Annotated in this window: 29 protein-coding genes; 19 read left to right on the plus strand and 10 right to left on the minus strand. The window is 34.5% G+C overall.

Annotation, left to right across the window (positions count from 1 at the left end):
- Nucleotides 1-7 precede the first annotated feature (7 nt).
- From OEA66_RS09025 to pdeM, 13 genes are all read left to right on the plus strand, one after another.
- On the plus strand, nt 8-868 hold the full coding sequence (locus OEA66_RS09025) for an NAD(P)-dependent oxidoreductase (protein ID WP_267281061.1): 861 nt from the start codon (nt 8-10) through the stop codon (nt 866-868).
- Nucleotides 869-958: 90 nt separating this feature from the next.
- Nucleotides 959-1354: a MauE/DoxX family redox-associated membrane protein gene (locus OEA66_RS09030; RefSeq protein WP_191735165.1), complete on the plus strand. Its 396-nt coding sequence runs from the start codon at nt 959-961 to the stop codon at nt 1352-1354.
- Nucleotides 1355-1358: 4 nt separating this feature from the next.
- On the plus strand, nt 1359-1829 hold the full coding sequence (locus OEA66_RS09035) for a PPC domain-containing DNA-binding protein (protein WP_267281062.1): 471 nt from the start codon (nt 1359-1361) through the stop codon (nt 1827-1829).
- Between the two features lie 21 nt (nt 1830-1850).
- On the plus strand, nt 1851-2435 hold the full coding sequence (locus OEA66_RS09040; RefSeq protein ID WP_267281063.1) for a Crp/Fnr family transcriptional regulator: 585 nt from the start codon (nt 1851-1853) through the stop codon (nt 2433-2435).
- Nucleotides 2436-2574: 139 nt separating this feature from the next.
- Nucleotides 2575-3651 carry an SDR family oxidoreductase gene (locus OEA66_RS09045; RefSeq protein ID WP_267281064.1) on the plus strand — a complete coding sequence of 359 codons (1077 nt, stop codon included), beginning with the start codon at nt 2575-2577 and terminating at the stop codon, nt 3649-3651.
- A 59-nt stretch (nt 3652-3710) separates the two neighbouring features.
- Nucleotides 3711-4328, plus strand: coding sequence for a TetR/AcrR family transcriptional regulator (locus OEA66_RS09050; protein ID WP_311136917.1), 618 nt, complete (start codon nt 3711-3713; stop codon nt 4326-4328).
- A gap of 68 nt (nt 4329-4396) precedes the next feature.
- Nucleotides 4397-4855: a hypothetical protein gene (locus OEA66_RS09055; RefSeq protein WP_267281065.1), complete on the plus strand. Its 459-nt coding sequence runs from the start codon at nt 4397-4399 to the stop codon at nt 4853-4855.
- A gap of 2 nt (nt 4856-4857) precedes the next feature.
- The gene (locus OEA66_RS09060; RefSeq protein WP_267281066.1) at nt 4858-5160 is read left to right on the plus strand and encodes a DUF3817 domain-containing protein; all 303 of its coding nucleotides are present in this window, start codon (nt 4858-4860) and stop codon (nt 5158-5160) included.
- Entirely contained in the window at nt 5157-5516 is a 360-nt protein-coding gene (locus tag OEA66_RS09065; protein ID WP_267281067.1) for a rhodanese-like domain-containing protein, read from the plus strand. The genes OEA66_RS09060 and OEA66_RS09065 overlap by 4 nt, the downstream gene beginning before the upstream one ends.
- Nucleotides 5517-5563: 47 nt before the next feature.
- Complete coding sequence (locus tag OEA66_RS09070) at nt 5564-6586, plus strand: ligase-associated DNA damage response exonuclease (protein WP_267281068.1); 1023 nt, start codon at nt 5564-5566, stop codon at nt 6584-6586.
- Nucleotides 6587-6924: 338 nt separating this feature from the next.
- Nucleotides 6925-8505 carry an ATP-dependent DNA ligase gene (locus OEA66_RS09075; RefSeq protein WP_267281069.1) on the plus strand — a complete coding sequence of 527 codons (1581 nt, stop codon included), beginning with the start codon at nt 6925-6927 and terminating at the stop codon, nt 8503-8505.
- Between the two features lie 167 nt (nt 8506-8672).
- Nucleotides 8673-11129 carry a ligase-associated DNA damage response DEXH box helicase gene (locus OEA66_RS09080; RefSeq protein WP_267281070.1) on the plus strand — a complete coding sequence of 819 codons (2457 nt, stop codon included), beginning with the start codon at nt 8673-8675 and terminating at the stop codon, nt 11127-11129.
- Nucleotides 11130-11227: 98 nt separating this feature from the next.
- Nucleotides 11228-11872 (plus strand): ligase-associated DNA damage response endonuclease PdeM, encoded by a 645-nt coding sequence (pdeM, locus tag OEA66_RS09085; RefSeq protein ID WP_267281071.1) that lies wholly within the window; start codon nt 11228-11230, stop codon nt 11870-11872.
- Between the two features lie 4 nt (nt 11873-11876).
- Here pdeM and OEA66_RS09090 read toward each other — a convergent pair whose 3' ends face one another.
- The gene (locus tag OEA66_RS09090) at nt 11877-12230 is read right to left on the minus strand and encodes a helix-turn-helix domain-containing protein (RefSeq protein WP_267281072.1); all 354 of its coding nucleotides are present in this window, start codon (nt 12228-12230) and stop codon (nt 11877-11879) included.
- A 450-nt stretch (nt 12231-12680) separates the two neighbouring features.
- Between OEA66_RS09090 and OEA66_RS09095 the strand changes: the two genes are divergently transcribed.
- A complete protein-coding gene (locus OEA66_RS09095; RefSeq protein ID WP_267281073.1) occupies nt 12681-13274 on the plus strand; it encodes a Crp/Fnr family transcriptional regulator in 594 nt (197 codons plus the stop codon).
- A 61-nt stretch (nt 13275-13335) separates the two neighbouring features.
- Here OEA66_RS09095 and OEA66_RS09100 read toward each other — a convergent pair whose 3' ends face one another.
- From OEA66_RS09100 to OEA66_RS09110, 3 genes are all read right to left on the minus strand, one after another.
- Nucleotides 13336-13836: a CinA family protein gene (locus OEA66_RS09100; RefSeq protein ID WP_267281074.1), complete on the minus strand. Its 501-nt coding sequence runs from the start codon at nt 13834-13836 to the stop codon at nt 13336-13338.
- A gap of 297 nt (nt 13837-14133) precedes the next feature.
- The gene (locus OEA66_RS09105) at nt 14134-14748 is read right to left on the minus strand and encodes a Crp/Fnr family transcriptional regulator (protein WP_267281075.1); all 615 of its coding nucleotides are present in this window, start codon (nt 14746-14748) and stop codon (nt 14134-14136) included.
- Nucleotides 14749-14765: 17 nt separating this feature from the next.
- On the minus strand, nt 14766-15362 hold the full coding sequence (locus OEA66_RS09110; protein WP_267281076.1) for a Crp/Fnr family transcriptional regulator: 597 nt from the start codon (nt 15360-15362) through the stop codon (nt 14766-14768).
- A 754-nt stretch (nt 15363-16116) separates the two neighbouring features.
- Between OEA66_RS09110 and OEA66_RS09115 the strand changes: the two genes are divergently transcribed.
- Together OEA66_RS09115 and OEA66_RS09120 are read left to right on the plus strand one after the other, a co-directional pair.
- A complete protein-coding gene (locus OEA66_RS09115; protein WP_267281077.1) occupies nt 16117-16623 on the plus strand; it encodes a pyridoxamine 5'-phosphate oxidase family protein in 507 nt (168 codons plus the stop codon).
- 48 nt (nt 16624-16671) lie between these two features.
- A complete protein-coding gene (locus OEA66_RS09120; RefSeq protein WP_267281078.1) occupies nt 16672-17022 on the plus strand; it encodes a hypothetical protein in 351 nt (116 codons plus the stop codon).
- A gap of 39 nt (nt 17023-17061) precedes the next feature.
- On the opposite strand, the gene OEA66_RS09125 is transcribed toward OEA66_RS09120, so the two are convergent.
- The 5 genes from OEA66_RS09125 to OEA66_RS09145 all read right to left on the minus strand — a co-directional run bounded on the left by OEA66_RS09125 (nt 17062) and on the right by OEA66_RS09145 (nt 20316).
- Complete coding sequence (locus OEA66_RS09125) at nt 17062-17655, minus strand: Crp/Fnr family transcriptional regulator (RefSeq protein ID WP_267281079.1); 594 nt, start codon at nt 17653-17655, stop codon at nt 17062-17064.
- Nucleotides 17652-18032: a bacillithiol system redox-active protein YtxJ gene (gene ytxJ / locus OEA66_RS09130; RefSeq protein WP_267281080.1), complete on the minus strand. Its 381-nt coding sequence runs from the start codon at nt 18030-18032 to the stop codon at nt 17652-17654. The genes OEA66_RS09125 and ytxJ overlap by 4 nt, the downstream gene beginning before the upstream one ends.
- Entirely contained in the window at nt 18029-18490 is a 462-nt protein-coding gene (locus OEA66_RS09135; RefSeq protein ID WP_267281081.1) for a DUF1569 domain-containing protein, read from the minus strand. Before OEA66_RS09135 ends, ytxJ begins: the two co-directional genes overlap by 4 nt.
- 11 nt (nt 18491-18501) lie before the next feature.
- Nucleotides 18502-19095, minus strand: a complete 594-nt coding sequence (locus OEA66_RS09140) for a hypothetical protein (protein ID WP_267281082.1) — start codon at nt 19093-19095, stop codon at nt 18502-18504.
- A 78-nt stretch (nt 19096-19173) separates the two neighbouring features.
- Nucleotides 19174-20316, minus strand: a complete 1143-nt coding sequence (locus tag OEA66_RS09145) for a DEAD/DEAH box helicase (protein ID WP_267281083.1) — start codon at nt 20314-20316, stop codon at nt 19174-19176.
- A 173-nt stretch (nt 20317-20489) separates the two neighbouring features.
- Here OEA66_RS09145 and pncA point away from each other — a divergent pair, with 173 nt between their 5' ends.
- The gene (gene pncA, locus OEA66_RS09150; protein ID WP_267281084.1) at nt 20490-21095 is read left to right on the plus strand and encodes a bifunctional nicotinamidase/pyrazinamidase; all 606 of its coding nucleotides are present in this window, start codon (nt 20490-20492) and stop codon (nt 21093-21095) included.
- Nucleotides 21096-21267: 172 nt separating this feature from the next.
- Here the strand turns inward: pncA and OEA66_RS09155 are convergent, their stop codons facing one another.
- The gene (locus OEA66_RS09155) at nt 21268-22413 is read right to left on the minus strand and encodes a pseudouridine synthase (RefSeq protein ID WP_267281085.1); all 1146 of its coding nucleotides are present in this window, start codon (nt 22411-22413) and stop codon (nt 21268-21270) included.
- 100 nt (nt 22414-22513) lie between these two features.
- Here OEA66_RS09155 and aroB point away from each other — a divergent pair, with 100 nt between their 5' ends.
- Together aroB and OEA66_RS09165 are read left to right on the plus strand one after the other, a co-directional pair.
- On the plus strand, nt 22514-23560 hold the full coding sequence (aroB, locus tag OEA66_RS09160) for a 3-dehydroquinate synthase (protein ID WP_267281086.1): 1047 nt from the start codon (nt 22514-22516) through the stop codon (nt 23558-23560).
- A 253-nt stretch (nt 23561-23813) separates the two neighbouring features.
- Nucleotides 23814-24506 carry a porin family protein gene (locus tag OEA66_RS09165; RefSeq protein WP_267281087.1) on the plus strand — a complete coding sequence of 231 codons (693 nt, stop codon included), beginning with the start codon at nt 23814-23816 and terminating at the stop codon, nt 24504-24506.
- Nucleotides 24507-24584: the final 78 nt, after the last annotated feature.

Genomic DNA, 24584 nt, shown 5'->3' on the forward strand with positions numbered 1-24584 from the left:
GTAAAATATGAGCACAGAAAAAATAGGCTTTATCGGCTTGGGAAATATGGGACATCCAATGGCGAAAAATCTGGAAAAAGCAGGGTTTCCATTGACCGTTTACAACAGAACTGCGGGGAAAGCGGAAGAGTTTAAAGCTGAGTCAAAAGTAGCTGGTGATATAAAAGAACTGGTAGAAAACAGTGATATCATTTTCACAATGCTGACCAATGATGAAGCTGCAAAAGATGTTTATAGACAGATTTTAGAACTGAATATTTCAGAAAAACTGTTTGTCGATATGAGTACAATCTCACCTGAAGCGAGTACAAAACTTGCAGATGCCGTTAAAATAAAAGAGGCTTCTTTCCTTGATGCTCCAGTTGCGGGAAGCACAAAACCGGCTGCCGAAGGAACTTTAATTTTCATGGTCGGTGGAGATGAGAATGATGTGGAAAGAGCAAAACCGTATTTAGAAAAACTTGGGAAACAGATCAAACATTTAGGCAAAAACGGAAAAGGTCTGGCGGCAAAACTGTCTGTCAACTATTTTATTTCAACGCTTTATAAGGGTTTGGCGGAGACGATTCTGTTCTCAGATCATTTGGGAATTGAAAGAAAGGATATGTTGGAAATCATTAACGAAAGTGCAAGCGGAAGCGGTGCGACCAAAGTCAAAACGCCTCTTTTGGTTGAAGACAATTATCAGCCTGCATTTTCTTTAGATTTAATGTTGAAAGATATTCTGCTGGCGAAAAATGCCGGTGCTGATTTTCCTCTGTCTCAAACTTTAATTGAAACTTATCAGTCCGCAAAAAACGATGGCTTCGGGAAAGACGATGTGATTGGAATTATCAATTATTTAAAAAAGAACCAAGGCCAGAAATAAATATGATAAACTAAAGATAAGATAAATTTCAATCAGCCATCAACTGACATCCAACACCCATCCTCAAGCATCCAACCAAAAACAAAAACTATGAAAGACTTCAAAATCTTATTCTTTTTCCTGAGACTTCCAATCGCCATTTCACTCGCCGGTCACGGCTTGGTACGAATTCCAAAACTGCAGGCTTTTACCGAAGGCATGGTAAAATCTATGGAGAAATCTGCAATTCCTGAAGTGTTGATTACACCTTTCGGATATCTGCTCCCATTTTTAGAAGCGATTGTCGGAATAGCTTTGTTGATTGGTTTTAAACCTAAATTAACCATTTATGCATCACTTGCCTTGATGAGCATTTTGATTTTTGGAAGCAGTTCCGTCGAAAACTGGTCAGCCATTGAAGCACAGCTACTCCACTCACTGTATCTGTTTGCGCTTTTGTGGTTTTATTTAAAATACAGTTCAGAAGAACATCAACCCATTATATAACAATATGAAAGAAAGAATTTTAGAAGGCGAATTATGGACCGCCAAAAAAATAGAAAACAATTATATCGTCAGTATAAAAGATCAGTCGAGCATTGTGCAGGCGCTGAATGATTTTGTATTAAATCAGAACATCAAATCCGGTCAGATCACGGGAATTGGCGCCGTGAGTGAAGCAACTCTCAGATTTTTTGACTTTTCCACTAAAGATTATGTAGACAAAAAGTTTGACGAACAGATGGAAGTGACCAATATCTCGGGCAACGTTTCTGTGGCTGAAAATAAGCCGCTCCTCCATTTACATATTACTTTGGGAAGGCAGGATTATTCAGCGATTGCGGGACATTTACAGGATGCAAAAATTCGCGGAGCCGGAGAATTCTTTTACTATCCAATGGCAATTCCCGTTTTTAAAACTAAAAATGAGGATATCGGAATCAATCTTTATGATTTTGAGAAGTCGGACGATAAACCTTAATTTTGATGTATATTTTTCTGCATGTTTGATATTCTAATTTCTCATATTCAAAACAAAGTAAACTTAACCGGTGAAGAAAAAAGTGAATTACAGTCTTTCTTTTCGGTAAAAAAACTGAAGAAAAGACAGTTTCTTTTGAAAGAAGGAGACATTTGTACTCATCTTTCTTTTGTGAGTAAAGGTTTGCTTAAATCTTATTATGTAGGTGAAAAGGGCGGAGAAAACATCAATATGTTTGCTTTTGAAGGTTGGTGGATTTCAGATTTTAAAAGTTTTATCAGTCAGGAAAAGGCTGTCTTGAATATTGATGCTGTAGAGGAAACAGAACTGCTGATGATCAGTCTTGAAGATTACGAAAAACTGACGTTAAAAATTCCCGTGATGGACCGATATTTCAGAATTTTGTATCAGAACAGTTTGGTGACAAAAGATTATCGTTTAATTGCATCAAACAGTTATACCGCAGAAGAGAAATATTTGGAGTTTTCAAAGAAAAATCCTGAAATAATCAAAAGAATTCCACACAATCTCATTGCTTCATTTTTAGGTTTAGCTCCGGAAACCGTCAGCAGAATCCGCAAGAAACTTTTATTAAAAAAGCTATAATTTTGAACTTAAAAATCTTGAATCTTGAATCTTGAATCTTGAATCTTGAATCTTGAATTTTGAATTTGTCGAAACTCATGACCCAGATCAAGTGCTTTCGCCAATGATCACCATAACTTTGTAGGAGAAATTTTACAGAATGGAAAACAATAAAAATATCGCCTTAGTTGTTGGTGCCACCGGAATTACCGGAAGCAACCTCGCCAACGAACTTATTTCTCAGGGATGGACAACCTACGGAATCTCCAGAAATACCAATAACAATGCCAGTGGATTAATTTCTGTGAAAGCAGACCTTCTTGACGTTGAAAGTCTGGAAACTGCCTTAGAAAACATCACTCCTACTCACGTATTTTTTACAACCTGGATGCGGAATGACACCGAAGAAGAAAACATCCGTGTCAACAGTGCTTTGGTAAGAAATCTTTTAAACGTTTTATCTCCAAAAAAATCAATTCAGCATGTTGCTTTGGTTACAGGACTGAAACATTACCTCGGACCGTTTGAAGCCTACGCAAAAGAAGGAAAACTTCCGGAAACGCCTTTGAGAGAAGAGCAACCGAGACTTCCGCTTCCTAACTTTTACTATGCTCAGGAAGATGAAGTTTATGCAGCGGCCGAAAGGGATGGTTTCAGCTGGAGCATTCACAGACCGCATACTGTAATCGGTTATGCAGTGGGAAATGCCATGAATCTGGGAACAACCTTAGCAGTGTACGCTAGCATCTGCAAAGAGACTGGCAGAAAATTCATCTGGCCCGGTTCACCCGCACAGTGGAACGGAATTTCCGATGTAACCGACGCAGGAATTTTAGCAAAACAGCTGGTTTGGGCATCTACAACAGAATCCGCAAAAAATACAGCATTCAATATCACCAACGGAGATATTTTCCGCTGGAAATGGTTGTGGTACAGACTGGCAGCATATTTTGGCGTTGAAGCAGTAGGTTTTGAGAATGAAATCAGACCTCTCGAAAAAGAAATGCAGAACGATCAGGAAATCTGGAGCAAAATTGTAGAGAAATATGATTTAAAAGAAGCAAATATCGAGAGATTATCTTCCGCATGGCACACCGATTTGGATTTAGGAAGGCCTCTTGAAGTAATGACCGATATGACCAACAGCCGAAAAGCAGGCTTCAGAGAATTTCAGAATACCGAAGAATCTTTCTTTGACTTATTTAAAAAATTAAAAGAAGAAAAGATTATTCCTTAAGATTTCAAAAGAGTTGTTTTAAAAGCAGCTCTTTTTTTTGTTTGATAAAATTTGTTCCTTTGCGAAAACAGATCCGTTGGTATTTTATGAAAAAATCTCAGGAAACCCGCTTAAATATTCTTCAGAAAGCTTTTGAACTGATTTACCAAAAAGGCTATCAGACAACAAGCGTTGATGAAATTATCGCTACAACTCAGGTTACGAAAGGTGCTTTTTATTATCATTTTAAAACCAAAGACGAAATGGGTCTGGCGATTCTCAATGAACTGATGATCCCCAATTTTAAAAACAACTTCATCCAGCCTTTTCAAACTGAGGGAAATCCTTTGGACACGATTTATAATTTACTTCATTATTTACTGATGGAAAGTGAAGATTTAAAAGTGGAATACGGCTGTCCGGCCTCCAACTTCACTCAGGAAATGGCCCCGTGGAATATTGATTTTACAAAAGCTTTAAATAACCTTTCTCTTGACTGGGAAAAAACAATGATTGACTCCATTGAAAAAGCCAAGGTGGACGGAGTATTAAAATCTGATGTGAATGCGAAAGAGGTTGCTGTTTTTGTAATATCGGGATATTGGGGTGTACGTAATTTGGGTAAACTTGAAAACTCAAAATCTGTATATCTTATTTATTTAAAAGGACTTAAGAATTATTTTGAAAGTCTGAAATAATTTTTTTCTTAAAAACATACTAATTAGTATGTTTTTGATTTATCTTTGCTGCATTGAAATTTATAACAATGTACCAAACGCTTACATTTCTCCATTCCATATTTCGCTGGCTGGTTTTACTAAGTTTGCTCTACTCTATTTTCAGAGCTTATCAAGGTTACTTTTCCGATAAAATCTTTTCAAAAACAGACGATTCCGTCAGACACTGGACGGCGACCATTGCACATATTCAACTGGTTTTGGGAATCACCTTATATTCTCAAAGTCCCATTATCAAATATTTTTGGAAGAATTTCACCGAAGCCCGAGAATCTTTTGACTTATTTTTTTTCGGACTGACTCACATTTCACTGATGTTGATCTCCATTATTCTAATTACCATTGGTTCCTCCATTTCAAAAAGAAAGTCCGATGACAGGGAGAAATTTAAGACAATATTAATTTACTTCGTTATCGCTTTAGTGATAATTTTCATCGCTATTCCGTGGCCCTTTTCACCGCTTGCCAACAGACCTTATTTCAGATAATTATGATTGATTTACTTAAAACCAAAATCGGACGCCTGAGAATCATTGCCATTCTTGAAGGAATTTCGCTATTAACATTAGTATTTATCGCCGTTCCCTTAAAATATGGATTTGATAATCCCGCTTTCGTCAAAATGATGGGACCGATTCACGGTTCATTATTTCTGCTTTTTTTATTCAATACGTTAAGTGTTGGTATAGAACAAAACTGGAAGTTTAAAGAAACAACCTGGAAAGTTCTTTTAGCGTGCATCATTCCGTTCGGAACATTTTATATCGATAAAAAACTACTAAGCAAACTATGAAGAATATCTTGATTTTCTGTGGAGTAATCTTATTGATTTATGTTGTGTACAGAGTTTATCAATATCAGACTTTGGACGATGGTTTAGACAAAATGATTAAAAACGGAGCCGTCATCCTAGATGTTCGCACTGAAAAAGAATTTGAGATGGGACACATTTCCGGTTCACAGAATATTTCTTTAGGAAACATCAGAGAAAGGTACACTGAACTTGACCCGAATAAAACCTACATTACCGTCTGCTCTCACGGTTTACGAAGTGTAAAAGTTGAACATATTTTAAAAGAAAAAGGTTTCAAAAAGGTTTACAACGGCGGTGCGTGGAGTGATTTGCAGAAAAGTATTGAACAAAAGTAATTTGGTTAGGTTTTTGAATATTCAGAAACACACTAATCATCACACTTTTGAAACTCATCACATTCACAAACAAAGGTATTTACTGTCCGCAGGGTAAATTTTATATTGACCCGTGGCGACCTGTAGATTATGCGGTCATCACGCATGGACACGCCGACCACGCCCGTTGGGGAATGAAAAAATATCTGTGTCATCATTTCACAAAACCTATTTTACATCAAAGAATTTCTCCAGATATTGAATGTCAGACCTTGCAGTATGGCGAGGTTTTAGACATTAATGGTGTCAAACTTTCGATGCATCCAGCTGGTCACATCATTGGCTCGGCGCAGATTCGTTTGGAATATAAAGGTTATGTAAGCGTGATTTCGGGTGACTACAAAGTTCAGGATGATGGTTTGAGTACACCTTTTGAGTTGGTAAAATGTAACGAATTTGTGACGGAAAGTACATTCGGACTTCCCATTTACAACTGGCTGGAAGTTCCGGATTTAAATAAAAGACTGCAGAATTGGGTTTTAAGAAATCAGGAAAATCAGAAGACTTCTGTGTTCATCGGATATTCTTTGGGCAAAGCACAAAGAATTATGAAAGCCGTAGAAGGAATGGGAAAAATCCAAGTTCACTACTCGATTGGCAAACTGAATAAAGCCTTTGAAGAAGTCGGAATTGTGCTTCCGGATTATGAAGTTCCCGATTTCAGGGAAAGCATCAAACATGTTGCAGGCGATATTGTGATTGTTCCTCCGGCGCTGTTAGACAGCAATGTCATCAAGAAAATTCCTGATGCGGCAACTGCAATTTGCTCCGGTTGGATGCAGGTTCGCGGTGCGAGAAGGTGGCGTAGTATGGATGCCGGTTTTCCAATGAGCGACCACGCCGACTGGAAAGGTTTATTACAGGCCATCAAAGCGACCGAAGCAGAAATCGTTCACGTAACGCATGGACAAACCGAGGTTTTTTCTAAATATTTAAATGAACTCGGAATTAAATCTGATGTTGTGGAAACTTTGTATGGGGACGATGATGAAGAGGTAACTGAAAAAGAAGTAGCAAAAGATAATAATTGATTCTAAATAACCTTGTCAAGGTTTGAACCGTGGCAAGTTTGGTGACAAACTTTAAGAGCAGATTTCAGATTTGAAAAAGCTGGAATAGTTTATAACAGCTCCGTAGGAGCCACCTGTTAATAGCAGATTAGAATAAGAATTATAAGAGCTCCGTAGGAGCGGCCTGTTAATTTTTTTGAACATCGAATTGCTCGCACCCCGACTTGAACGGAGCTCTTTTTGTGAGGAGGAAAACGAGCAAAAAAGCGGGAGTGGAAGGCATAAATGAGATGAAGCACAGACTTTATCGAAATTTACGAACAAAGTTCAAAGCTGCCCAAATAAAATAAAAGATTAGAATGAAAAATTTCGCAGAACTCATCAACGCCCTCGAAAGTACGAATAAAACAAACGCTAAAATCGATGCCATCATCGATTATCTGGAGCGTGCGCCTGATGATGATAAATTGTGGTTCATCGCCCTGTTTACGGGAAAAAGACCCAAGCGAAATGTGAACACCAACTATATGAAAGAATGGGCGTTGGAAATTACCCAACTGCCATTCTGGCTTTTTCAGGAAAGTTATTCTTCAGTCGGCGATTTGGGTGAAACAATATCGTTGATTCTTCCTCCTCCCACTGAAAAAATAGAGAAAACTTTATCTGAATGGATGACGGAAATCATCGGACTTAAAACGAAAACTGAAGCCGAGAAAAAAGAATTTGTTCTTAATTCCTGGAACGGTTTGGATTATACGGAACGTTTGATTTTCAACAAATTACTGGGTGGAAGTTTCAGAATTGGAGTTTCTTCGAAAACTTTAATTAATTCCCTCACAAAATTTTCCGGACAGGAAGCAAGTACGTTGATGCACAGTTTAATGGGAAAATGGCAACCTGATGAAGTTTCGTTTCAGGAATTGATTTCGGCTGAAAATATCAATCCTGACAACTCAAAACCCTACCCTTTTTGTTTGGCTTATCCGCTTGAAAAAGAGCTGGAAGATTTGGGAAAACCTGAGGAATGGCTCATCGAATACAAGTGGGACGGAATCCGTGGACAAATTATCAGACGAAACGGTGAAGTTTTCATCTGGTCGCGTGGTGAAGAACTGGTTACCGAGCAGTTTCCCGAAATTGCCGAGACCGTAAAAGCGATGAAAGGTAACTTTGTGATAGATGGAGAAATACTTGCGGTAATGGAAGGTAATGTTTTAAATTTTAATGAATTACAGAAACGTTTGAACCGTAAAACTTTAACTAAAAAAATGCTCACCGAGATTCCGATTGAAGTTTTTGCTTATGATATTTTGGAACTGGAAGGAACTGATTTAAGGGAAAAACCCATCTCCGCTAGAAGAGCAATGTTGGAGGAATTACTATTAAATGAAGAGCCGGGAAACATTAAAATCTCTCAGGCTATTGATTTTGAAGACTGGAGCAAATTAGATTTAATCAGAGAAAATTCAAGGGAAATCAACAGTGAAGGATTAATGTTGAAACAGAAAAATTCACACTACCATTCCGGACGGAAGAAAGGTGACTGGTGGAAATGGAAAATCAGTCCGTTGACCATTGATGCAGTTCTGATTTACGCTCAAAAAGGTAGCGGACGACGAAGCGCTTACTACACCGATTACAGTTTTGCCGTGAAAAGTGGCGATAAATTGGTTACCATTGCCAAAGCCTATTCCGGATTGACGGATAAGGAAATTATGGAAGTCAGCAAGTTTGTCAATAAAAATGCGATTGAAAAATTCGGTCCCGTCCGAACTGTGAAAGCTGAATTAGTTTTCGAAATTGCGTTTGAAGGAATTGGCTTCAGCAATCGACACAAAAGCGGTGTGGCATTGCGTTTCCCAAGAATTTCAAGATGGCGAAAAGACAAAACCGTGAATGATATTGATGATATTGAAGAGATTAAGAGACTGATACAGTAGATTTGATTTAAACCACAAAAGTCACAAAAGTTTTTGTGATTGTTTTAATTAATGAGAATCAGAAGTTCAAAAAAGCTGATGCCAAAGCCTTTTTTGAACTTTAAAAAGTATTAATTTAAAACTTTTCTTTTGTGACTTTTGTGGTGAAATATTTATTCAGTTAAAAAATGAGCAACTACGAAAATACCGAAGGCTTTAAAATCATTCAGAACTGGATGATGGAAAAAGGCAACTCACCATTTAAATTTCAGGTCGATACCTGGAAGAAATTTGGCAGTGGCTATAGCGGAATGGTGGTAGCTCCGACCGGTTTTGGGAAAACGTTTTCGGTATTTTTAGCTTTGGTTTCAGATTTTCTTACGAATCCCGACAAGTACAAAAAAGGGCTTAAAATGATTTGGATTACGCCACTTCGTTCCCTTTCCAAAGACATAGCCAAAGCAATGCAGGAAGCGATTGACGAGATTGGTTTAGACTGGGCTGTTGGCGTAAGAAACGGAGATACTGACCCAAAAGTCCGTCAGCAACAAGTGAAAAATATGCCTGAAATTCTGGTGGTCACACCTGAAAGTCTGCACTTGCTTTTAGCTCAGAAAAATCATCAGCGATTTTTTACGAATATGCATTGTGTTGCTGTGGATGAATGGCACGAATTGTTGGGTTCAAAACGTGGTGTGATGGTTGAATTGGGAATTTCACAGCTCTTTCATTATGTTCCGAAACTTAAAATCTGGGGAATTACGGCGACCATCGGAAACCTCGAAGAAGCGCAGGATGTTTTGATTCCGTATGACATTAAAAAAACAAAAATTACAGCTAAGGAACTTAAAAAAATTGATATTATCTCTGTGTTTCCAGATGAAGTTGAACTTTTGCCGTGGGCAGGGCATCTCGGACAAAAACTGGCGGATAAAGTGGTTCCTATTATTTTAGAATCGAAATCGACTATCGTCTTTACGAATACGAGGAGCCAGAGCGAAATGTGGTATCAGCTTTTGCTAAATGCCTATCCCGATTTTGCCGGACAAATCGCCATTCACCACAGCTCGATTGATGCGCATCTCAGAATTTGGATTGAAGAAAATTTAAGTTCAGGGAAACTGAAAGCCGTCGTTTCCACATCATCTCTGGATTTGGGAATTGACTTTAAACCTGTTGATACAGTCATTCAAATTGGCTCTGCGAAAGGCGTTGCGAGATTTCTGCAACGTGCGGGACGAAGTGGCCACTCCCCTTTTGAAACATCAAAAATTTTCTGTGTCCCCACGCACTCTTTGGAACTAATTGAAGTTGCGGCTTTGAAAGAAGCTGTAAAACAGAAAGTGATTGAGCCTCGAGAACCTGTAGTTTTGTGTTTCGACGTCCTGGTTCAGTTTCTGATGACTTTGGCGGTTGGTGATGGATTTTTACCCAACGAAGTTTACGAAAGAATTAAAAAAGTCTATACTTTTCAGGAAATCAGAGATGAGGAATGGAAAGCGATGATTGATTTTCTTACGATTGGAGGAAGTGCTTTAAAAAGCTATGAAGAGTATCATAAGGTCGTTGTGTTGGAAGACGGTTTGCACAAAGTGACTTCCAGAAAAATTGCGATGCTCCACCGGATGAATATGGGTGCGATTGTCAGTGACGCAATGCTGAAAGTTAAATTTATTTCCGGCGGTTACATCGGGATGGTCGAGGAATATTTTATTTCAAGACTGAAAAAAGAAGAGAAATTTATTCTGGCCGGCCGGGTTTTGGAAGTGGCGATGATTAAAGATATGACGGTTTTCGTGCGGGCTTCCAAAGGAAAAGCGCAGGCTCCGAGTTATCTGGGCGGAAGACTTCCTTTAAGCTCAAATCTGGGTCATTTTTTAAGAGAAAAATTATCAGGAGCATTGAATCCGAAGGCTTCTGAGAAGGAACTTAAATTTCTGCATCCACTTTTGGCGAATCAGGAAAAACGCTCTCATATTCCAAGAGAAGATGAATTTTTGATTGAATTAATTAAAAACCGTGAAGGCTATCATTTGTTTATGTACCCTTTCGAAGGGCGTTTGGTGCACGAAGTGATGGCGGCTTTGATTGCCTACCGGATTTCCAAACTGGCTCCGATTTCTTTTTCGATGGCGATGAATGACTACGGTTTTGAACTGTTCAGTGACAAAGAAATTCCTGTGACTGAAGATAATTTAGATAGAATTCTGACCAGAGATAATCTGATGGTTGATGTGATTTCCAGTATCAATTCAGCGGAAATGGCAAGCCGTAAATTCAGAGATATTGCGGTGATTTCGGGAATGGTCGTACAGAATTTCCCCGGACAGCAACGTTCGAATAAAGCTTTACAAAGTTCAGCCGGACTAATTTTCAAAGTTCTCGAAGATTATGACCCGAATCATTTTCTCGTGAGACAGGCTTACACAGAAGTTTTTAATATGCAGTTGCAGGAGCAAAGATTGGTGGAAGCTTTTAAAAGGATTGAAAAATCGAAGTTTATTTTAAAATATTCCAATAAATTTACACCTTTGAGTTTCCCAATAAAGGTCGACAGTTTAAGACAGACATTGACGAGTGAAAATCTCGATGCGAGAATTCAAAAATTAATTAAGCAATCCGGTAGAAATATTAAAGACGATTGAGTCGAAAGATATCCGTAAAGTTGTCATTCCAAAGGAATTTCAACGTTGCCGATATTAAAAAAATTAAGTTATTGCAGAATGAAAAATGATAAATTTAAATGAATATAGCGACTAAAGATATTACGATACATAACGAAATTTTTACCTTAACTAATCAACGCGCGCTATACTGGGAAAAAGAAAAAGCCTTAATTTTTTCAGATTTGCATATCGGAAAAACCGCTCATTTCCGTAAAAACGGAATCGCTTTGGCCAATCATATTATGAAAAATGATTTGGAGCGTTTATCTATTTTAATTGAAAATTTTCAGCCCGATAAATTTATTATCGTTGGCGATTTGTTGCACGCAGGAAATAATTCTGATGTAGATGAATTTTGCGCGTGGCAAAATCAATATCCAGAGATTAAGTTCTGTCTCGTAGAAGGCAATCACGACAGGATTTCGAAAACTTTAGAGAAGAAATTATGTTTGGATTCGAGAAGTGCTTCTTTGGAAATTGATGACATTGCTTTTGTCCACGACTTTGACCGTTCAAATCCAAAATTTCAAATTACGGGACATATTCATCCGGGTTTAGTTATTAATTCTCCTGTAAAAAGAATAAAACTCCCCTGTTTCGCCCAGACTTCAAAACAATTATTATTACCTGCCTTCAGCGAATTCACAGGTCTTGATACAAAAAACATCCCTAAAAAAGGGATGTACTTTGTCTTTACAGATTCTGAAATCTATGAGATTTAATTTTTTAAATTTGATCAAACCATTTGTAGATATCAGTATCAGACGAAATGTTGAGTTTTTTTCTGAGTCTGTTTTTTCTGTTTTGAATCGCTTTTGGTGTCACAAAAGTATAAGTTGCAACTTCTTTGGTGCTCAATCTCAATTTGAGATATATGCAGAAAATAATTTCAGAGTTTTGTAGGTTTGCATTAATGACCGAAAGTTTTTCAAAAAACTTTGGATATGCAGATTTAAATTTACTCAATAATCGTGGCGAATTTTCTTTCGCAAGTCTAATGATTTCTTCGTCTGCCGCAATTTTCGCGTTGTAATTTTCTGCGTTTAGGTCTTGTACGTTTTCGTTATTTTTATTCATCATATAGCAGAATTTTTCTCTATCATTACTTTAGTTTTGTTTTTAAAACTAAAATTTGATTAACATTCTTACAGTCAGTTATTTCTTCTTTTTAAAATTGAAGTGTTTTTAAAATTTAATTTATTTTAATAAGATTTTATCAATTGATTTGCCATTCTCAATTTATAAATCCAAATGTATCAGAATTTTTAGTTTTCTTTTTATGATTCTAATCAACAAAAACACGATTTATCGATTCTTACTTTTATAAAATTAATTCAAACATAGATTTTTGTTTGAAATTTTTATCTGCGATAAAAAATAAGGCTTTAATTTCGAATGTGGTATCTGTGTGGTATATGAATAATTCACTTTTGTAAAAATTTACATTTTCTTTACAATTCTAAAATTTACAGCATCATTACGTTTTAGAATATATTATGAATTTTTTTTATTTGATTTAATCCCTATAATATGATAAATGAAGATCTATTATTTTCTTTTGGTGCAGATTTAAAAACTTATGACCCCGAAGACATTATTTTTTCTGAAGGAGAAATGCCTAGTTATTTTTTTCTGATTTCCAACGGTAAAGTAAAATTGAATAACTATAATGAAGGAGGAAAAGAATTTATTCAGGGAATACTTTTACAAGGTCACAGCATTGCTGTATCTACTCTTTTTACAGAAAAATCCTATCCAATCAATGCGGTTGCGATTGAAGAAACTGAAGTGGTAAGACTTCCAAAAGCAAATTATTTTGAAATTTTACGAAAGCAACCAGAGTATTATTCTGATATTATAAGCTGTCTTTCAGAGCATATGCATTATAAATTTCTGATGATGCAGAGTATGGCTTTTCAAAATCCTTCTCAAAAGCTCTTGACGTTGATGGATTATATTAAATCTCACCATCATGATCAGTCCCAATATGCGCTACAAATTCAGTTAACAAGACAGCAATTGGCTTCACTTACGGGATTAAGCGTAGAAACAGTGATCCGTGTAATAAAAAATATGGAAACGGAAGGCATTCTAAAAATACAAAACAGAAAGATTTTTTATTAAATTTAATGAATTCTAAGTGGCTTGGTTTAGATAATGTTCTTGATAATCTTTCTGTTTAATTTTATTTCAGAATTAAAAGCTTGTTGATTTCGCTTTTAAAGCAACCCAAAATAAATTCAGTATAATACTCTTGAGCCCCTAAAGCCTGTGTTTTTGGGTGAAGCTCTAATTTTTTAGATAAAATAATTTCACCTTTGTAAGCAAAAGAATAATAAGAATAAATTTTGTAAGTTGAATTTCTGATTGGGTTTGCATAACCTGTAACGGCAATAGACCAATCGGTTTCAAATAATTTGGCAACATTCAGCGCCATTGTTTCTGAAACACTCTCGGAAACGCAATCACAGAGATCTGCTTCATTTTCATCGACGTTTAGAAGCTTAACTTTTTGCGCTAAAGAATAGGCTGTGATTCCGCCTTTGTAGAACATTCCTGCATTTGGCATTTGTGAAAAAGCCAATTGGAAAAGTCCAGATGTTACACTTTCAGCAATAGAAATGGTCTCATTGGTTGTAATCAATGCTTCGCTGATATAATTGAGTAAATTTTGTTGAAATTCCATGATATAAGTGATGTGTATTTGGTAAAATGTTGGTGTAATCCATTGGTTACAATAAAGATTTAATAAATTACCTCTTCCTCAGCAAAAGAAGTAATATGAGAAAATTAATTATGATGAAGATATCTGAAATTATATCAACTCTGTTTAAAAATCTCAGCTTCAGATTTTTGTAGTTTAGGTTTCATATTGATTTGTTTATTTGGTGAAAGGTTATGTTATTTGCAAGCAACTTTACAAAGAATCATATTCAAATATAATCTTCAAAACATTTATGAACTTATGATTTGAGTCATAATTCTAATAACAAATCTTACGTTCGTGAATTTTTACCAAATCATCTTTTTCCATTTTTTTGATGGTACGGATGATGGTTTCTACACGCAATCCTGTAAGATCTGCAATTTGCTGTCTTGTAAGTTTTACATTAAAAGAATGGGTATCACCACACTCTGAATAGCTTTTAAGATAATCAAAAAGCCCTGTAATTCTTGCAGCCGGATTCTGTGATGCCATATTTTGAATCATAATCATCTTAAAATAAAGTCTATGTGAAAGACAGGCATTCATTTCCATCGAAACATGAGGATGCTCTTTAATTAAATTGATAAAATTCTTTCTGGGTAAACGGATAACCGTCGTAGGTTTTAGGGTAATAGCATTTACGGGATATCTTTTGTCAATAAATAGCAGCGGATCGCCAAAACTCTGTCCGTTTTCTAAAATATTGTGAATAAACTCCTTCCCTTCTTCATTGTAATTATTCACTTTTACAGAACCATCCATAATTTGAAAATAATAAGAAGGCGAGTCTCCTTCGCGGAAAATAAATTCTTTTTCTTTGTAAATTTTAATTTCGGCACTGTAAGATTTCAGCAATTGCTCATCAATCTTCATGCAACTAATCGTTTTCATGGTATAGTATTTTAAGTTTAATACAAAATTTTACCATTTTCGATCAACAATTTGCCGTCTCTTTCCATTTTTTTTAATGCTCTGATCACAGTTTCTACACAAAGCCCGGTAAGATTTGCCATTTGCTGTCTCGTTAATGGGATCTGAAAGGTGAATCTCTTTTCTCCACAGCCAAAACTCTTCATGTAATCCATAAGAGTTTTTAGTTTCACCGTAGGACTTTGTGTACACATATTCTGTGCCATAATTTGTTTGAAATATAGTTTTTCTGAAAGTGATTTATTCATTTCAAAACAAACTTTGGGGTTTTCTTCTAAAAGGGTTAAAAATTTTTCTTTTGTAAGGATTAAAACTTCGCAGTAATTTAATGCAACTGCGTTCATGGGATACGATCGATTAATAAAAAGTAGAGATTCCCCAATACAATCTCCTTTTTCTAAAAGATGCTGAATGCTTTCTTTACCGGACTCGTCGTAATTGTTCATTTTTACGTTTCCGTAAACAATCTGGAAATAATGATTGGCAGATTCTCCTGCTGTGAAGATATTTTCTGATGAAGTATAATTTTTTGTAACCGCACCTGCATTTTCGAGGATTTTATTATTGATTACCATAGTTTTCTCAATATTTATAATGAATTGTGATGGTAATCCTCACAAAAGATATTAGTAAATATTAGGTGAAAACAATGTTTACAGTAACGGTTGGACTCGTTGAAATAAAAAGTGTCAAAACTTAGATATTTTACTGAATTTCAGTATTTATATTTTAAATAATAGAATTATCTACACGTTTAAAGGTGTAAATTTTAAAGTTTTAATAAATAATTTAAAACTTAGTACAAAAGCTAGATATTTACAAATTTCAAATAATTATTTTCTTTTTGTAGACGTTGAATCTTTTAGTGTTCAGAATTGTCTGTAATCGTAGAAACGGGCATTACACCTTAAGTAACAAGAACAGGTTCGAAGTCATTGTATCTGCAGATAAAGAATCTTATATATTTGGTCTGGATTTTCTTTACTTTTTTAGAAACAACAGGACAAGAATTCCCAAAGCTACGATTAGCACTTATTTTTTCATAATATTTATTTTTGGCTTAATTTAAATACTCAGTTATTTGATTTTCAAATAATTATTTCTACTTACCTAACAAATCTATTATTTAATAATGAGCTAAATTATGATTACAGTCATAATAATTTCTCAAAACTATAAGATCTAGCTAAATAATGGTTGTTTTGATTATTTTTCACATAAATCTAATATTTATTTTAGCAAATTTATATTTTGGTTAGGTTTTTGAAGTGTCAAAATAATACAAATACAATCTATTTGTAAAAATCATCCAAACAATCACAAATTATTATGTCAACAGAAAACTTAACTCATTTAGAAGCAGTAAAGAAAATTAAAGAGCTTACAGAAAAAGCAAAATTCTGTATGTTTTGTACCAATTTGGAAACTCTACCAATCAATACCCGACCGATGGGATTACAGGAAACTGACGAAAGCGGAAATCTTTGGTTCATCAGTAGCGATTCTAGCAACAAAAATTTTGAAATAAAAGACGACAAAAGAGTGCAGCTTTTATTTATGAATAATTCAGATTCAGAATATATTTCTATATTTGGAGAAGCTTCTATCTACAAAGACCGTTCAACTATTGAAGAAAAGTGGTCTGCCATGGCAAATGCATGGTTTGATGGAAAAGATGACCCGGATGTTTCAATCATTCGAGTAGAACCGAAAGACACTTATTATTGGGATACAAAAGCAGGGAAACTGGTAAGCCTGATAAGTTTTGTAGCCGCAGCTGTTACTGGAAATAAAACCGACAATTCAGACGGTGTTGAAGGGAACGCTACCCTATAAATTTTAATAAACTATTCTTTATTATAAAACTTTAAAACTAAGAAAATCATGATATTCGAAGATGATCCGCACGCTGTTGTTCATGAGACGAATAATAAGCCAATAAGCAATTTTGCAATGATTACACAGGTAATTCAGTTTAATGGGGATAAATCTTTTATACTCAATTCTCTGCAGAAAATTAAGAACAGTACCATTTGTGAAATTAAAAAGAAATTAATTGATACCTTCATTACAGAATATGCGGTAGATTTCAACGGATATGTTGAAAACGACAGTTATCATCTTCATTCTGACGGTTATCAGTTGTCACCTTCTTATGCGAAGCAATCTTACGAAAAAGTTTTAAGGGAACAGGAATATCTTAATAGAATAATCACCACACTAAACAACGATTAGTTGTTTGGTGTGGTGATTATAATTTGATCTAATAGTTAATTATTTATCGGTAACAAAATTCTTTTTTGCCAATTCTTTTCTTACGCGGCTCAAACTTTCCGGTGTAATTCCTAGATAAGATGCAATCATCCATTGTGGAACCCTCAGTAAAAGATCAGGGTACATTTTAATGAATTTCAAATAACGTTCTTCAGCAGTTTCTCCTAACAAAGAATTGATTCTGTCTTGTAAACTTTTTACGTGTTTTTGAATAATTAAATCATTCTTTTCAATCGTATTGGGGAATTCTTCCAAAAGTTTACTAAAAAAATCAGGCTGTAAAAACAGAACCTCAGAATCTTCAACAGCTTCAATATAGTATTTTGATTTTTCATGAAAATAGAGACTGCTTCGGTCACCAATCAGCCAATTTTCCGGAGCAAATTGTATAACGTGCTCTTTACCGTTTTTATCAATAGAATACATTCTCAGAAGTCCTTTTTCAACAAAAAAAGTATTTCGGCACACTTCACCTTCCTGTAAAAGCATTTCGTGTTTTCCTACTTTCTTCAATTCATACTGAATACTGCATAAATTTACTTTTTCGGCAGGAACTTCAAAAACTTTTGCTAAATATTCGTTTATATTGCTCATAAAATTTGGCTTAAAGAAATATCCTGATGTGATGCGTTGCTGATGGCTTTTCCGTTTTCGATAACAATCAATTGCGGACTTTCGTGACGGATGCCAAAATCTTCAGCGATTTTATTGGAGATTGGTCTGAATGCCAAAAGATCAAGAAAATAAAAACTTACATTCTGATCTTCAGAATTTTCAATTTCTTTCTCAAAATTTTTCAAAACCGTTTTACTGATGAAGCAACTTGTAGAATGCTTGAAAATTGCTACTTTATTTTCATAAGATTCTTTAATTGCTTTTTCTAAATCTTCCTCAGATTTTATCGTTTTCCAGAAAGATTTTGTTTCTCCCTGCTCCTGTTTTCCGCCAAATATTTTATCTAAAAAACTCATACTTTAAATTGTTTTAAGTGGTGATCAAGATGTTTATACTCCATAAATCCCCAGTCTTTTTCTTTCATTTCACCAAAAAGTTCATGTTTGGCTGGTAAAAGATGTTTTTTGGAAGCCAACTGATATTCGTCTAACCTCTGTAAAAGATTATTTTTGGCTTCCTCAAAGTTACATTCAAAATTAACGATTACTTTTTTAAAAGTAGGCATATTTCGGGGAATTCCGTTATTGAAAATCTGCATTTCTTTTTTTACGAAAATTCCAACAGATTTAAAGATAATATTAGTTGGCGGAAGAATTATTTTCTTTAAAGCGATCTGCAGAATCAAATCACAGTGTACCAACATCTGAGAAACGCTCATACTCCCCCATTTTCTCTCTGAGTTTTCAGAAAGTTGGGCAATTCTCTGTTTTATTTCGTTAAAATCATTTTGGTTGTGAAGACTTTTATACTGCAATTTTCTTGGTTTTAATTCACCGCATTCTTCGATATTAAGCTAATTAGGGAAGAAATCAAAACAGCATTTTCATCTTTTAAAAAATAAAGCATTTTATTTTTATACTGATCTTCTTTTGAATAGATAATCAAATAATGATTGTACTTTTTTATCCCCAAATCTGAATACGATATTTCTTTATTATCAAATTCTATGCAAGTGTCTCTGAAGAGAATTCCGCCGAGATTGAATTCTTCATTATTATTGTATTGACGGATGTATTTATTTAAAATATCATCAAAATAACAATTCCATAATTCATCTATAATATCACAAAAGAGCTGATGTTTTTTATCTAATTTTCTTCCGTAGAAAAGCTTGAAAGAAATTTTTAACTCTTTACCTAAATTAGTTTTAATAAAAATCTGGTATTCTCTACCGACATAAAATTCAAAACCTCTGATGAAGTGAATTCCGTAACGGATCCCTGCAATTTCATTTTTAGGAATTATAGTGAATAAATCGTCAGTATGATCTTTATTTTCGAACTTTAAAAATTCTTCATCAATAATGAGTTGACGTTTCCTTGTATCAAACAAACCTCTTACGATGGTAAATTCTTTCATAAATTTAGATCTATCGGAGAATTATATCTGATTAATATTCAATTTGAATGGTAAATCTGCACAATTAGCGAGAGAAAATTAATAACCGTGCAATTCAATTCCTTCCGTTCTCTGCAAAGTCACTTTCTTTCCCATTTTCTTTTGAATCACTCTGAAATGCTGCAATTCATCATCTGTTAAAATGTTAATTGCTGTTCCTTTTTCTCCGGCACGACCGGTTCTACCAATTCTGTGGATGTAGTCTAAAGGTGAACGAGGTAATTCGTAATTGATAACACAAGGCAAAGATTCAATATGAATTCCACGGCCAATCAAATCGGTTGCGACCAAAATTTGTGCACCGTTAACTTTAAATTCTTCCAGATTATTTTTACGTGCACCTTGTGATTTCTGACTGTGAATTGCGACTGCTTTTATTTTATTTTTTTTCAGTTTTTCAACCAAATTATCTGCAGATCTTGTAGATGAAACAAAAATCAACGCTTTTTCAACTTTCTTTTCTTTAATTAAATATCTTAAAAAAGGACCTTTATTTTCAGGAGAAACATGATAAGCCAATTGCTCGATATTATCAATTTCAACTTCCTCTTTTTTAATTTCAATAATTGTCGGATTAATTGATAAACGTTCTTTCATTTCAGAAACTTTATCATTTAAAGTCGCTGAAAATAAAGTGGTCTGTTTTGCAACAGGCATCATGGCAAAAAGTTTATTCATTTCTTCACCGAATCCAAGCTGGAACATTTTATCTGCTTCATCAATCACTAAATGCTGAATTCCAGAAATACTTAATGCATTGTGATCAATCAAATCCAATAAACGACCGGGAGTCGCAATAAGAACTTCCACGCCATACATTCCTTTCATTTGGGGATTGATAGAAACTCCACCATAAACTGCCATTGTACGTATTTCACGCTTCAAATTATCAGTAAAAGCTTTGAATACCTCATCAATCTGAATCGCTAATTCTCTTGTAGGAACCAATATTAAGACCTGAATATTACGGTCTTTTTTAACCTCTGCATTTTGTAGCTTTTCTAAAATAGGCATTACAAAACAAGCGGTCTTACCGGAGCCAGTCTCTGCAATTCCTATCAAATCTTTTCCCTGTAAAATAACCGGAACAGCCTGCTCCTGAATTGGAAAAGGTTTCAGATAACCCAGTTTTTTAACAGATCGAATAATATTGTGTGATAATCCTAACGATTCAAATGACATAAAATAAATATTTGTTGCAAAGATAAACTATTGCAGTTTGGTATTGTTGATCTAAACGCTTTTCAGAATGTATTTTTATTTTTTGAAATGCCGTTTTGTCCGATATTTCTTTTTTGGACAAATTTTTGAGGAATAATTTTTATAATTTTATCAAATAAACGAGACAGCTATATATGAAAAAAGCATTAATAATCGTCGATGTACAGAATGATTTTTGTGAAGGTGGAGCTCTTGCAGTTCCGGGTGCGAATGAGGTGATTCCTTACATCAATCTTCTGATGGAGGAAAACGACTATGAACAAATTGTTCTTACCCAAGATTGGCATCCTGCAAATCACAAAAGTTTTGCAAGTAACAATAACAGAAAAGTTGGAGAAAGTATTATTTTAAATGGTATTCCGCAGTTTATGTGGCCAGATCATTGTGTGGAAGGAACTTTCGGAGCAGAATTTCATAAAGATCTGAATCGTGATAAAGTAACACATATTATTCAAAAAGGAAAAAATACTGAAATTGATGCATACAGCGGTTTTCAGGATAACAATCATTTTATGAAAACCGGATTGGATGATTTCTTAAAGTATCACGAAATTCAATTGGTAGAAATCGTTGGTTTAGCAATGGATTATTGTGTGAAATTTACCTGTACTGATGCCGTTGCGAATGGTTACATTACTTGTCTTCACTTCAATGGAACTCGAGCTGTTAATGTGAAACCTGAAAATGGAAGAGACGCTATTTATGAAATGATTCAAAAAGGTGTGACAGTTTTGGGATAGTTTTTTAATTATAAATTATTAATTATGAAGATGAGTTTCTGAATGAAATTTTTCTACTCATAATTTCACTACACAAAAAAGACGTTGAAAATATTCAACGTCTTTTTTTATGTAAATTTTAAGTTAAGAACGAATAAAAATGTATAATTCATCATTCAAAACTTATAACTCTTTAAAGCATTTTCAAGTTGTTCACTTCTTGTTCTGTTAAAATCCTCCAGTGACCTCTTTTGATATTTTTCTTGGTTAATCCTGCAAACATTACTCTGTCAAGCGCTTCAACCTCATATCCTAATCTTTGGAAAATTCTTCTGATTACACGATTCCAACCGATATGAATTTCAATTCCGACTTCATTTCTCGGCTTTCCTTCGATGAAAGAAATCTGATCTACCATTGCAACCCCTTCATCCAAACGAATTCCTTCAACAATCAGTTTTAGATCTTCATTTGTCAATTTTTTATCTAAAGTTACATGATAAATTTTCTTGGCATCAAAAGAAGGATGCGTTAATTTTTTCGTCATGTGACCGTCATTTGTCAATAATATAACTCCGGTTGTAGAACGATCTAATCTTCCGACAGGAAAAACTCTGTATGGAGAAGCATTTGCAACTAAATCCATTACAGTTTTTCTAGCTTTATCATCTTTTGTAGTAGAAATATAACCTTTGGGCTTATTTAAAAGTACATAAACCGGTTTTTCTGGAGTAATATTTTGTCCGTCGAAAACTACTTTATCAGATTTCTGAACCTGATACCCCATTTCAGTTACCACTTTCCCATTCACTTCTACCAAACCTTGGGTAATCAGTTCGTCAGCTTCTCTTCTGCTGCAAATTCCTGAATTGGCAATATATTTATTAAGACGAATCGTATCTTTATGAACGTCTTTTTCAATCTTACTTAATCTTCTCTTCTGTACAAAAGATTTGGTTTTATCTTCTTTGTCTTCTGTTGTTCCTGGTCTTCTTCCGTATTTTAGGCTGCCTCTTTCGTATTTATCTCTGGTATCAAAACTACCGGGTCTGCTGCCACCTCTACTTGGAGCTGATTTGCTGAAAGGTTTTCTCTCTTCACCTTGGGTGGTGATAAAAGGCTCTTGTTCAGTTTTTCCAAACTTTTTGTCCATTCTAGCCTGGTAACTGTTGTCACTACTCCTTTTGGAGTCTGAATTCCTTTCTCCTGCTTTAGGAAAAGGTTTTTTGAAAGGTTTTGATCCTGAATTTCCTGATCTTGAAGCACGAGATTCATCAGAACTATTTCTTGTTGAACTTCTTGGTTTCTTTGGTCTTCCTGAATTATTGTCTCTGCTCATGCTAAATATTTGTGCAAAGATAGTAATTTAATAACGAGTTAAAAATTAAGAATCATAACTTTGTAGCGCATTATACCTTTAAATATTAAAAAATCATACGATGATTACCATATTAGACGAAAATTTTTCGCAGCTCAATCAATTCATGACCGAAAAATCATTCAGCAAAGTTTTTATTTTGGTGGATGAAAATACGCATGAATATTGTCTTCCATTACTTTTAGGAAATTTAGAAACAGATATCGCTTTTGAAATTTTAGAAATTGAAGCTGGTGAAGAAATGAAAAATATTCAGACAGCCAACCAGCTTTGGGAAATTCTGACCGAAATGCAAGCTGACCGAAAAGCTTTAATCATCAATCTTGGAGGGGGAGTTATTACAGATATGGGCGGTTTTGTAGCATCAACCTACAAAAGAGGAATTCAGTTCATCAATATTCCAACTACTCTACTTTCAATGTGTGATGCTTCAATTGGTGGAAAAACGGGAATTGATTTAATGCATTATAAAAATATGGTGGGAACATTTTCTTTCCCCGAGCAAATCTATGTTTATCCCCGATTTTTAGATACACTTCCTGCAAAAGAAGTAAAAAGTGGTTTTGCGGAAATGCTAAAACACGGTTTAATTGCTGATAAAAAACATTGGGAAGATTTAATTCAGTTGCAGCATTTAGATCCTGTTGGAATTGAACCTTTCATTCCACAATCAATGGAAATTAAACAGGAAGTTGTAAATGCTGATTTCCACGAAAAAAATGTGAGAAAAACTTTGAATTTCGGTCATACGATCGGTCATGCGATTGAAAGTTTATGTCTTCAAAGTGAAAATCCGATTCTTCATGGTGAAGCAGTTGCTTTAGGAATGATCTGCGAAAGCCACCTTTCTTATCTTGAAGGTTTAATTTCTAAAGAAGATTCAGGTTTAATTATAGAAAATATTCAGAAATATTTCTGCTTTGTTGATTTAACTGATTTTAAAGATAAAGATATTTTCAGTTTATTATTAAATGATAAGAAAAATTCAGATGCAAAAATTAATTTTTCTTTGCTTTCGGGAATTGGTTCTTGTGTATTTGATCATCAATGTTCAACAGAAAACATTCAAAAATCTATTGATTTTTATAAAAAACTGAGTGAGTTTTAATTTTTAAACTAAATTTTTAGATAATAGATTTATAAAATTAATATTCATAGCATATTAGTTTTTTCGGTCATAATTTGTTTATTTTCAATTAATTATAATAATAACCATTTATTATTGTGAATCGTTTTATTCTTTATTTTTAGGCACAATTATTTTTTTGGCAAGCAATTTGAAAGATACGACTCGTCAAACTGAAAAAGTTTGGTAGTAAAATTTAAAATTAGAATTAGTAAAATATTAAAAAATTTAAGTTATGAAAAAGTTAATCTTAGGAATTGCAGTTTTGTCAACATCTTTGGCATTTGCTCAGACAACACCAACTTCTACATCATCTTCATCTCCGGTAAGATTTGGTCTTAAAGCAGGAATGAACGTAGCTTCTTTATCTAAAGATGCAGGTTTAGAAGATCAAAAATCTAAAATTGGTTTTAATGCAGGTGTATTTGCAAACATTCCTATTGCAGAATCTTTTAGTATTCAGCCAGAGGTTTTGTATAACCAGTTAGGAGCAAAAGTTGAAAGCAGAGACGAATTTACAGTGCTTGGTACAACAACAAGAAATGTACAGTCTTATTCTACAAATTTAGATTACATCTCAGTACCGGTAATGTTCCAGTATAATTTTGTACCTAATTTCTATATAGAAGCAGGTCCTGAATTTGGATTTATGGTTTCAGCGAAAAATAAAGGTGACAGAACTACAACTGTAACAAATGCTTCAGGAACTAGTACTTCTACAGCAAGCTACACAGATGATATCGATAAAGATAACCTAAATACATTCAACTTCGGTGTAGGTATTGGTGCAGGTTATTATTTTACAGATAATATCGGTTTAACTGCAAGATATACAGCAGGTGTAACTGATGTTGCGAAAGACAGACCAAGTGGTTCTGATGCTATTAGAAATAACAACTTCCAAGTTGGTTTAGCATTCAAATTCTAATAAGAAACAATCTTAATTTCAATAAAAAATGTCAGACTTAGAAATAAGTCTGACATTTGTATATTAAATCATTTATAC

This window comes from Chryseobacterium luquanense (assembly GCF_026460945.1).
Taxonomy (GTDB): Bacteria; Bacteroidota; Bacteroidia; order Flavobacteriales; family Weeksellaceae; genus Chryseobacterium; species Chryseobacterium luquanense.

Bases quoted from the DNA above. Each gene is read 5' to 3' on its own strand.
- ytxJ (WP_267281080.1), bottom strand. From the start codon at position 18,032: ATGAGTTTTTTAGATAAAATATTTGGCGGAAAACAGGAGCAGGGAGAA.
- OEA66_RS09035 (WP_267281062.1), top strand. From the start codon at position 1,359: ATGAAAGAAAGAATTTTAGAAGGCGAATTATGGACCGCCAAAAAAATA.
- OEA66_RS09090 (WP_267281072.1), bottom strand. From the start codon at position 12,230: ATGATGAATAAAAATAACGAAAACGTACAAGACCTAAACGCAGAAAAT.
- OEA66_RS09045 (WP_267281064.1), top strand. From the start codon at position 2,575: ATGGAAAACAATAAAAATATCGCCTTAGTTGTTGGTGCCACCGGAATT.
- OEA66_RS09075 (WP_267281069.1), top strand. From the start codon at position 6,925: ATGAAAAATTTCGCAGAACTCATCAACGCCCTCGAAAGTACGAATAAA.
- OEA66_RS09055 (WP_267281065.1), top strand. From the start codon at position 4,397: ATGTACCAAACGCTTACATTTCTCCATTCCATATTTCGCTGGCTGGTT.
- OEA66_RS09155 (WP_267281085.1), bottom strand. From the start codon at position 22,413: ATGAGCAGAGACAATAATTCAGGAAGACCAAAGAAACCAAGAAGTTCA.
- OEA66_RS09030 (WP_191735165.1), top strand. From the start codon at position 959: ATGAAAGACTTCAAAATCTTATTCTTTTTCCTGAGACTTCCAATCGCC.
- OEA66_RS09100 (WP_267281074.1), bottom strand. From the start codon at position 13,836: ATGGAATTTCAACAAAATTTACTCAATTATATCAGCGAAGCATTGATT.
- OEA66_RS09105 (WP_267281075.1), bottom strand. From the start codon at position 14,748: ATGAAAACGATTAGTTGCATGAAGATTGATGAGCAATTGCTGAAATCT.
- OEA66_RS09145 (WP_267281083.1), bottom strand. From the start codon at position 20,316: ATGTCATTTGAATCGTTAGGATTATCACACAATATTATTCGATCTGTT.
- OEA66_RS09040 (WP_267281063.1), top strand. From the start codon at position 1,851: ATGTTTGATATTCTAATTTCTCATATTCAAAACAAAGTAAACTTAACC.
- OEA66_RS09165 (WP_267281087.1), top strand. From the start codon at position 23,814: ATGAAAAAGTTAATCTTAGGAATTGCAGTTTTGTCAACATCTTTGGCA.
- OEA66_RS09025 (WP_267281061.1), top strand. From the start codon at position 8: ATGAGCACAGAAAAAATAGGCTTTATCGGCTTGGGAAATATGGGACAT.
- OEA66_RS09120 (WP_267281078.1), top strand. From the start codon at position 16,672: ATGATATTCGAAGATGATCCGCACGCTGTTGTTCATGAGACGAATAAT.
- pncA (WP_267281084.1), top strand. From the start codon at position 20,490: ATGAAAAAAGCATTAATAATCGTCGATGTACAGAATGATTTTTGTGAA.
- OEA66_RS09140 (WP_267281082.1), bottom strand. From the start codon at position 19,095: ATGAAAGAATTTACCATCGTAAGAGGTTTGTTTGATACAAGGAAACGT.
- OEA66_RS09095 (WP_267281073.1), top strand. From the start codon at position 12,681: ATGATAAATGAAGATCTATTATTTTCTTTTGGTGCAGATTTAAAAACT.
- pdeM (WP_267281071.1), top strand. From the start codon at position 11,228: ATGAATATAGCGACTAAAGATATTACGATACATAACGAAATTTTTACC.
- OEA66_RS09115 (WP_267281077.1), top strand. From the start codon at position 16,117: ATGTCAACAGAAAACTTAACTCATTTAGAAGCAGTAAAGAAAATTAAA.
- OEA66_RS09110 (WP_267281076.1), bottom strand. From the start codon at position 15,362: ATGGTAATCAATAATAAAATCCTCGAAAATGCAGGTGCGGTTACAAAA.
- aroB (WP_267281086.1), top strand. From the start codon at position 22,514: ATGATTACCATATTAGACGAAAATTTTTCGCAGCTCAATCAATTCATG.
- OEA66_RS09080 (WP_267281070.1), top strand. From the start codon at position 8,673: ATGAGCAACTACGAAAATACCGAAGGCTTTAAAATCATTCAGAACTGG.
- OEA66_RS09125 (WP_267281079.1), bottom strand. From the start codon at position 17,655: ATGAGCAATATAAACGAATATTTAGCAAAAGTTTTTGAAGTTCCTGCC.
- OEA66_RS09060 (WP_267281066.1), top strand. From the start codon at position 4,858: ATGATTGATTTACTTAAAACCAAAATCGGACGCCTGAGAATCATTGCC.
- OEA66_RS09065 (WP_267281067.1), top strand. From the start codon at position 5,157: ATGAAGAATATCTTGATTTTCTGTGGAGTAATCTTATTGATTTATGTT.